Genomic DNA, 6,726 nt, shown 5'->3' on the forward strand with positions numbered 1-6,726 from the left:
CGTTCTAAGTGGCAATAAAGAAATTAGTTCCATCGACTCATCCTGTTTTATCTAAAAAAGCAAAAAAGATAACAACTTTTGATGAAAATTTAAAACGTTTATTATTAGATATTGAAGACACTTTATATTCTGAAGAAGCATCAGCTTTATCAGCGCCACAAATTGGTGTAAGTCAACGTGTTGCTATAATTGACATGGAAGCGGAAGGACTCTTGCAATTAATCAATCCTAAAATCAAAACAGAATCTAATGAGAAAATCATTGATTTAGAAGGTTCGGTTAATCTTCCTAATGTATTTGGGGAGGTAGAACGTAGTAAAATGATAACTGTAGAAGCAAATGATTTAGAAGGTCACGAGATTGAATTAACTGCTTATGATGATGTGGCTAGAATGATACTGCACATCATTGATCAATTAGATGGTATTCCATTTACCGAACGTGCTACAAAAATATTGACTGAAAAAGAAGTGGAGGCATATTTTGACAATGAGTAAGATAATTTTTATGGGAACACCAGATTTTTCAACAAAAGTACTAGAGATGTTAATCGCTGAACATGAAGTCATCGCAGTAGTTACTCAACCAGACAGACCAGTAGGACGTAAGCGTGTATTAACCCCTCCTCCTGTAAAGAAAGTGGCAGAAACATATCACATTCCAGTATATCAACCTGAAAAGTTAAAAGATTCTAATGAGTTAAATGAACTTATGGATTTAAATCCTGATTTAATTGTAACGGCAGCATTTGGACAATTATTACCTGAAAGTCTATTAAATCTTCCTAAGTTAGGTGCTGTAAATGTACATGCCTCATTATTGCCAAAATATCGTGGTGGAGCACCTATTCACCAAGCCATTATAGATGGTGAAGCACAAACGGGTATTACAATCATGTATATGGTGAAAAAGTTAGATGCAGGTAATATTATTTCTCAAAAGGCCATCGACATTGAAGATGATGATAATGTAGGATCAATGCACGATAAATTAAGCTTTTTAGGTGCAGATTTATTAAAAGAAACATTACCTTCTATTATAGATGGTTCAAATGAAAGTATTCCACAAGATGATTCAAAAGCAACGTTTGCGTCTAATATTAGCAGAGAAGACGAACGTATCGATTGGACTAAAAGCGCTAAAGAGATACACAATCATATTCGTGGATTATCACCATGGCCAGTGGCTTATACAACTATGAATGATAAAAATTTAAAACTATATCAAGCTCATATTGAAAAAGGAAAAAACGGAGAACCAGGTGAAATTATAGAAATCACTAAGACTGCAATTATTGTAGGAACTGGCTCTTTGGATGCTATTGCATTAACAGATATTCAATTATCTGGGAAAAAACGAATGCTTGCTGCTCAATATTTAAGTGGTGTACAAGATTCATTAGTGGGGACTAAATTAGTATGACACAATCAGTAAGAGACCTTGCATTTCATACCATTCAAGATATTTTAAACGATAATGCTTATAGCAATTTAAAAATTAACGAAGTCATTAACCAATATAATATTGCAACTGTCGATAAAGCATTGTTTACAGAATTAGTTTATGGAACAATAAAGCGTAAAATGACTTTAGATTTTTATTTAAAACCCTTTGTTAAGACTAGAATTAAAGGTTGGGTACGTCAATTATTATGGATGAGTTTATATCAATATGTCTTCCTAGATAAAATACCTAATCATGCAATTATAAATGAAGCAGTTAATATTGCTAAACGTCGTGGTGGCCAGCACAATGGGAACATCGTTAATGCTATACTTCGTCACATATTTAAAAGTGACTTACCGACATTGGAAACAATTAAGAATGAAAAGCAACGTATGACGATTGAATATAGTATACCAAGATGGATTATTGAGCATTGGATTACACATTACGGAATAGAAACGACACATAAGATTGCAAAATCATTTCTAGTACAATCTGCAAGTACAGTAAGAGTGAATACAAGTCGTACGGATGTTGAAACAATAAGTAAGGAGCTTTTACAAGAAGGTTATCATGTGGATATTGATCAACTCATTCCATATTGTTTACACCTTACAGGTAAACCAGTGATTGAATCTCGAGCTTTTAAAGATGGACTTATTTCCATCCAAGATAAAAGTTCAATGTTAGTAGGGTATTTAATGGATGTTCAAAAAGGCGATACCATACTAGATGCATGCAGTGCTCCTGGCGGTAAGGCTTGTCATATGGCAGAATTACTAGCATCCACAGGCCATGTAGATGCTACAGATATTCATAAGCATAAAATTGGTTTAATTAAAGAAAATATCAAAAAGTTAAAATTAAAGAATGTGTCCACTTTCGACCATGATGCAACACAACCATATTCAGAACTATATGACAAAATTTTAGTAGATGCACCTTGTAGTGGATTAGGTGTATTAAGACATAAGCCTGAAATTAAATATGTACAATCTAAGGATAGTATTAATGATCTTGTAGAAATTCAATTAAGTATATTAGATAATGTTAAACATAACTTGAAACCAGGCGGTTCACTTATTTATTCAACTTGCACAATTGAACAAATGGAAAATGAAAATGTAATTTATACATTTTTAAAAGAAAATAAAGATTTTGAATTTGAATTGATGACGCATCCTGTTACTGGTGAAAAAGTAAAAACACTACAAATTTTGCCACAAGACTTTAATTCAGATGGCTTTTTCATTACTAAAATAAAAAGAAAGGAAAGTTAAGATGATAACTGCTGAAAAAAAGAAAAAAAATAAATTCTTACCAAATTTTGAAAAACAATCAATATATTCGTTAAGATATGATGAAATGCAAAATTGGTTAATTGAGCACGGACAACAAAAATTTAGAGCTAAACAAATTTTTGAATGGTTATATCAAAAGCGTGTAGACACTATTGATGAGATGACTAATTTATCTAAAGACTTAAGACAATTGTTAAAAGATAACTTTGTTATGACAACGTTAACTACCGTAGTTAAACAAGAAAGTAAAGATGGAACAATTAAGTTTTTATTTGAATTACAAGATGGTTATACCATTGAAACGGTATTAATGAGACACGATTACGGTAATTCTGTATGTGTAACGACTCAAGTAGGCTGTCGAATTGGTTGTACATTTTGTGCTTCAACTTTAGGTGGTTTAAAGCGTAACTTAGAGGCTGGCGAGATTGTATCTCAAGTACTCACAGTTCAAAAAGCACTTGATGCTACTAATGAACGTGTATCACAAATTGTTATTATGGGAATTGGTGAACCCTTCGAAAATTATGATGAAATGATGGACTTTTTAAAAATAGTCAATGATGATAATAGTTTAAACATTGGGGCGCGACATATTACAGTATCAACGTCAGGAATTATCCCACGTATTTATGACTTTGCTGATGAACAAATTCAAATTAATTTTGCAGTAAGTTTACATGCTGCTAAAGATGAAATTCGTTCAAAATTAATGCCAATTAATAGAGCGTATAATGTTGAAAAATTAATGGAAGCAATCAAATATTATCAAGAAAAAACGAATCGTCGAATTACATTTGAATATGGATTATTTGGAGGCGTAAATGATCAACTTGAACATGCAAGAGATTTAGCACATTTAATTAAAGATTTAAACTGTCATGTAAATCTTATACCAGTCAATCATGTTCCTGAACGTAATTATGTTAAAACACCAAAAGATGATATTTTTAAATTTGAAAAAGAATTGAAACGTTTAGGCATCAATGCAACAATTAGAAGAGAACAAGGCTCAGATATAGATGCAGCATGTGGACAATTAAGAGCTAAGGAACGACAAGTAGAAACGAGGTAATCATCATGCTTAACGCACAGTTTTTCACAGATACTGGACAACATCGAGAAAAGAACGAAGACGCGGGAGGTATATTTTATAACCAAACACATCAACAATTGTTAGTGTTGTGTGATGGAATGGGTGGTCATAAAGCAGGTGAAGTTGCAAGTCAATTTGTTACTAATCAATTACGAGACTATTTTGAAACAGAAAACTTTATTGAATTAGACCAAGCTGAATCATGGTTAAGTAAAACATTAAAAGATATTAATCTCGAATTATTTGAATATGCTACAACGAATGAAGAATATCGTGGTATGGGCACAACGTGTGTATGTGCCCTCATATTTGATAATAAAATTGTAGTAGCAAATATTGGTGATTCTAGAGCATACGTGATTAATTCAAGAGAAATTGAACAGATTACATATGATCATTCATTTGTTAATCATTTGCTTATGACCGGACAAATTACTGAAGAAGAAGCGTTTAATCATCCTCAACGTAATATAATCACTAAAGTAATGGGTACTGATCGCCGAGTAAGTCCTGATATTTTTACAAAGCGCATCAGTTACTATAATTATTTATTACTTAATTCTGATGGACTGTCAGATTATGTAAGAAATCATGAAATAGAAACGTTAATGAATCAGTCTACATCATTAAATGAACTTGGAGAAGCACTAATACAAGCTGCCTTAGATCATCAATCTAAAGATAATGTGAGTGTACTATTAGCTGAAATTGAGGGTAATAATGTATGAATGGCAAGCTAATTAATGATCGCTATCAACTCTTAGATAAACTTGGTGGCGGAGGAATGAGTATTGTTTATCTTGCTGAAGACACTATACTTGAACGTAAAGTGGCTATTAAAGCAATTTCTATTTCACAAAACGAAAAAGATGAAACTATGAAACGTTTCTACAGAGAGGTAAATAGTGCTACACAAATTGTTCATGAAAATATTGTGGAAGTATATGATGTTGAAGAAGATGATGATAATTTCTATCTTATTATGGAATATATTGATGGACCGACACTATCTGAGTATATACATAGCCATGGTCCATTGAATATAGAAACAGCTATTGATTTTATTAAGCAAATTTTAAATGGGGTAAAACAAGCACATGAGCAACGTATTATACATAGAGATATTAAACCTCAAAATGTACTAATTAATAAAGATAAAATTTTAAAAATTTTTGATTTCGGCATCGCAAAAGCGTTAAGTGAGACATCAATGACTCAAACAAATCATGTGCTTGGAACGGTTCAATATTTATCTCCTGAACAAGCTAAAGGAGATAAAACGAATGAAACAACCGATATCTATTCAATTGGTATAGTATTGTATGAAATGTTAGTTGGTGAACCTCCTTTTAGGGGAGAGACAGTTGTAAGTATTGCTATTAAACATATTCAAGAAACAGTTCCTAATATTACTGAAAAACATCCAAATATTCCACAATCTTTAAGTAATGTGGTACTTAAGGCGACTGAAAAAAACCCTAAAGATCGTTATCAAACGATAGAAGAAATGTATAATGATTTGAGTAGTGTGCTTGTTACAAGCAGATTAAATGAAGAAAAGCATACGCGTATAAGTGATACCACCCAAACAGTACCCATTGATAAAAAAGAAATAAAAAACAAACTTGATGAAGAAAATCATAAAAAAGATATAGCGCAAACGATGCAAATTCCTATTATCAATCATCATAAATTTCAAGCAAGTGAAAATAATGTGTACACATCTCAACGTAAAAAACGTTCTAAAAAGAAAAAGGTCGCTATTATTTTTATTCTAGCGCTTTTATTATTAAGCTTGATTGGGTTTATCGCTTGGGGCATGCTTGGTGATAAATATGCAGAAATGCCTGATTTAACGGGTAAAACTGAAAAAGAAGCAGAAAAAGTATTAAAAGCTTCGCATTTAGAAATAGGACATATATCTAGAGAATATAATGATGACTATCCCGAAAATAAAATTATTAACTCCAATCCTAAAGCAGGAGAACGTGTTAACCAACAAGAAAAAGTAGATGTTGTATTATCAAAAGGTCCAGAAAAGATAAATATGCCTAATGTGATAGGGATTAAAAAAGAAGATGCTATAAAAAAACTTAAAGATCATAAATTAAATCATGTGACAATTAATCAAGAATATAATAGTCAAATGCCAAAAGGATATATTTTCAAGCAAAATATTAACCCTAATGAATCGGTGAAAATTAACGATCATCATATTGTACTGACTGAATCGTTAGGTGTAAAAAAAGTTTACGTCAAAGACTATGAAAATAAAAACTATCAAAATGCTAAAAAAGAATTAGAGTCGAGGGGTCTAAAAGTACAAGTTAAGACGACTAATAGTGATACTAAAGATAAGGATATCATTATTTCACAATCTCCAAAACAGACTGAAGTAAATGAAGGAAGTACAGTAGAACTTATGGTTTCTAAGGGGAAAGATAAAAAAAAAGATTCAAAAGAGGACTCGGATTCTTCTGATGATAAGAAAGATAATCATACGACAAGCGTAAAAAATTATACGGAAACTTATCATATTCCGTATACTGGAAATGATGGAGAAAGCCAAAAGGTAAAGATTTATATTAGAGATAAAAATAATAGTGGTACACAGGTAAGTCAAACATACAATATTCACAAGGATAAAATCATTACTATTCCATTAAAAATTGAACAAGGTGATTCTGCTGGATATACGATTGAAGTAGATGACAATGTTATTGCAGATAAAGATATTGACTACGAATAAATTTCAAATATCAGAATAAGAGTAAGATAGTAATGATAAGTTATTCATCGTTTACTGTTTATACATTAACGTGTATTTTATCATATAAATGATGTTAATTTTAAAAGACAATTTCTATTGAAATAATATAGAAA

At 31.4% G+C, this 6,726-nt stretch carries 6 protein-coding genes; all 6 read left to right on the top strand.

Annotated features, from left to right (window positions below; genetic code table 11):
• Positions 1 to 8 precede the first annotated feature (8 nt).
• The 6 genes from HMPREF2930_RS06710 to pknB are packed head-to-tail and all read left to right on the top strand — an operon-like array spanning position 9 to position 6,592.
• A complete protein-coding gene (locus HMPREF2930_RS06710) occupies positions 9 to 497 on the top strand; it encodes a peptide deformylase (protein WP_017174568.1) in 489 nt (162 codons plus the stop codon).
• The gene (fmt, locus tag HMPREF2930_RS06715) at positions 490 to 1,422 is read left to right on the top strand and encodes a methionyl-tRNA formyltransferase (RefSeq protein ID WP_029376748.1); all 933 of its coding nucleotides are present in this window, start codon (positions 490 to 492) and stop codon (positions 1,420 to 1,422) included. Before HMPREF2930_RS06710 ends, fmt begins: the two co-directional genes overlap by 8 nt.
• Positions 1,419 to 2,726, top strand: coding sequence for a 16S rRNA (cytosine(967)-C(5))-methyltransferase RsmB (gene rsmB / locus HMPREF2930_RS06720; RefSeq protein ID WP_017174570.1), 1,308 nt, complete (start codon positions 1,419 to 1,421; stop codon positions 2,724 to 2,726). Before fmt ends, rsmB begins: the two co-directional genes overlap by 4 nt.
• A gap of 1 nt (position 2,727) precedes the next feature.
• Positions 2,728 to 3,822 (top strand): dual-specificity RNA methyltransferase RlmN, encoded by a 1,095-nt coding sequence (rlmN, locus tag HMPREF2930_RS06725; protein ID WP_017174571.1) that lies wholly within the window; start codon positions 2,728 to 2,730, stop codon positions 3,820 to 3,822.
• A gap of 5 nt (positions 3,823 to 3,827) precedes the next feature.
• Positions 3,828 to 4,571: a Stp1/IreP family PP2C-type Ser/Thr phosphatase gene (locus HMPREF2930_RS06730; RefSeq protein ID WP_017174572.1), complete on the top strand. Its 744-nt coding sequence runs from the start codon at positions 3,828 to 3,830 to the stop codon at positions 4,569 to 4,571.
• The gene (gene pknB, locus HMPREF2930_RS06735; RefSeq protein WP_017174573.1) at positions 4,568 to 6,592 is read left to right on the top strand and encodes a Stk1 family PASTA domain-containing Ser/Thr kinase; all 2,025 of its coding nucleotides are present in this window, start codon (positions 4,568 to 4,570) and stop codon (positions 6,590 to 6,592) included. The genes HMPREF2930_RS06730 and pknB overlap by 4 nt, the downstream gene beginning before the upstream one ends.
• Positions 6,593 to 6,726 lie beyond the last annotated feature (134 nt).

Origin of the sequence: Staphylococcus sp. HMSC068C09, assembly GCF_001813735.1 — a bacterium.
GTDB classification, from domain to species: Bacteria; Bacillota; Bacilli; order Staphylococcales; family Staphylococcaceae; genus Staphylococcus; species Staphylococcus hominis.

Excerpts from the sequence above, each read along its gene's own strand:
- pknB (WP_017174573.1), top strand. The coding sequence starts at position 4,568 with ATGAATGGCAAGCTAATTAATGATCGCTATCAACTCTTAGATAAACTT.
- rlmN (WP_017174571.1), top strand. The coding sequence starts at position 2,728 with ATGATAACTGCTGAAAAAAAGAAAAAAAATAAATTCTTACCAAATTTT.
- fmt (WP_029376748.1), top strand. The coding sequence starts at position 490 with ATGAGTAAGATAATTTTTATGGGAACACCAGATTTTTCAACAAAAGTA.
- rsmB (WP_017174570.1), top strand. The coding sequence starts at position 1,419 with ATGACACAATCAGTAAGAGACCTTGCATTTCATACCATTCAAGATATT.
- HMPREF2930_RS06730 (WP_017174572.1), top strand. The coding sequence starts at position 3,828 with ATGCTTAACGCACAGTTTTTCACAGATACTGGACAACATCGAGAAAAG.